Genomic DNA, 1,984 nt, shown 5'->3' with positions numbered 1-1,984 from the left:
AAATTTTATACTTTCCTAAGCGTTAAAAAAGACTAGAGGATTTTCTCCTCTAGTCTCTATGATTAGTTGTTTTCAATAACACTCTCTGCTATATTAGTTGAATGATCTCCAATTCTTTCTAAATTGCTTAATATGTCTAAGAATATAGCTCCTGTATATGCATTACATCTTCCGTCATATAATCTCTTAATATGAAGATCTCTAAATCTTTTTTGCTTCTTATCAATTTGAGCTTCAACTTCAACTATACTTCTTGCTTTACTAACATCTCTGCTTTCATAACTTTCAATTGCTATATCTAAAGCTTCTAAAGTTGATGAATAAATGCTTTCTAATTCTTCTATTGCATCTTTAGAATACTCTAATGATTTATTTATTTTTTGTAATGTTAAATCAGCTAAGTTTTCAGCATGATCTCCTATTCTTTCAATGTCATTTACTATATGGAATGTAGCAGCTACTATATTCTTTTCTTTATCTGATAATTCACATTTAGAAAGTTTAACTAAATATGTAGTTATTGATTCTTCTAATATATTTATAATCTTTTCATTTTCATAAACCTTTTGAACTAATGATTCATCGTTTGTCTTAAAGGCATCTATTGATAAAACTAAACCTTTTTTAGCTTTTGTAGCCATTCTGATAGTTTCTTTTATTACTTGTCCAGCTGCTATTACTGGAGTTTCTAGTAATCTATCATCAATATATTTAGGACCTTGCTTTTCATCTTCATCTTCACCTGGTATTATCCAAGTAACTAACTTAATTAATATAGGTATTAACGGAAGCATAATCAGCGTGTTAGTAATATTAAATATTGTATGTGCATTAGCTATTTGTTTACTTACTACTGATGACATACTTGAAACTATTTCTGCAAGCCATCCTGTTGCTAGTAATGGTAAGAATATTAATGTACCTGTAACATTAAATATTAAATGCATCATTGCTGCTCTATGGGCTGTTTTATTTGTTCCTACTGTTGATAACATTGCTGTTATACATGTACCTATATTACATCCAAGAACTATTGGTAATGCTCCAGCAATTGAAATTGCTCCTGCATTTGCTAAAGCAACTAATATACCAGTTGTTGCTGATGAACTTTGTAATACAGCAGTAACTAATGCTCCGGCAATAACTCCTAAGTACCATTTATCTGCAATAGTTAATAATATTTGTTGGAACATTGCTGATTCTCTTAAAGGTTCCATAGCTTCACTCATCATTCCCATACCGATGAATAAAATACCAAACCCTAAAATAATATTCCCAATTTCTTTTTTCTTTTGCATCTTTGCAAACATTACAATCATTGCACCAACGAAAACGAATAAAGGTGCTATATCTGTAAGTTTAAAAGCTACTAATTGAGCTGTAATGGTTGTACCAATATTGGCCCCCATAATAATTCCAGCTGCTTGTGCTAAGTTCATTAAGCCAGCATTAACAAATCCGACTACCATAACCGTTGTTGCACTACTACTTTGAATTACTGCAGTAACTATGGCACCAACAACTACAGCGATTATAGGATTCTTAGTAACTTTCTCTAGTATATTTTTTAATCCTTCTCCTGCTGCGTTTTCAAGCCCATCTCCCATGATTTTCATACCATATATGAATAATCCAAGACCACCTAATAAACTAATTATAACCATTATTGTATCCAAGTTAGACTCTCCTCTACTTTTTATTTCTCTAATAAACGATTATTTTCCCAAAGCTAGTTTACTATATTTTTTAATGTTTGTTAATAAATTTATTGTCTTTTTAACATGAATTTAATATTTCATATTTTTAGTAATAAAAAAAGAGAGGCTGAACCTCTCTTTTGTTGCAAAAAGAATAATACTATCTCTTAGAGAATTGTGGAGCTCTTCTTGCTTTCTTAAGACCGTATTTCTTTCTTTCTTTCATTCTTGGGTCTCTTGTTACGAATCCAGCTTTCTTTAATTCTGATTTAAGATTTTCATCTGAT

2 protein-coding genes are annotated in these 1,984 nt (G+C 30.4%); both read right to left on the bottom strand.

What is annotated here, in order from left to right:
- Positions 1–62: 62 nt before the first annotated feature.
- Positions 63–1,676: a Na/Pi cotransporter family protein gene (locus tag Q5O44_RS02890; protein WP_022166888.1), complete on the bottom strand. Its 1,614-nt coding sequence runs from the start codon at positions 1,674–1,676 to the stop codon at positions 63–65.
- Positions 1,677–1,857: 181 nt separating this feature from the next.
- On the bottom strand, positions 1,858–1,984 hold a 127-nt coding region (rpsI, locus tag Q5O44_RS02885; RefSeq protein WP_302637221.1), incomplete at its 5' end, for a 30S ribosomal protein S9.

This window comes from Clostridium sp. CAG:221 (genome assembly GCA_000435835.1).
Classification (GTDB): Bacteria; Bacillota; Clostridia; order Clostridiales; family Clostridiaceae; genus Clostridium.
Note: the sequence above shows the minus strand (reverse complement) of the source record. Positions and strands in the feature narration are given on the sequence as shown.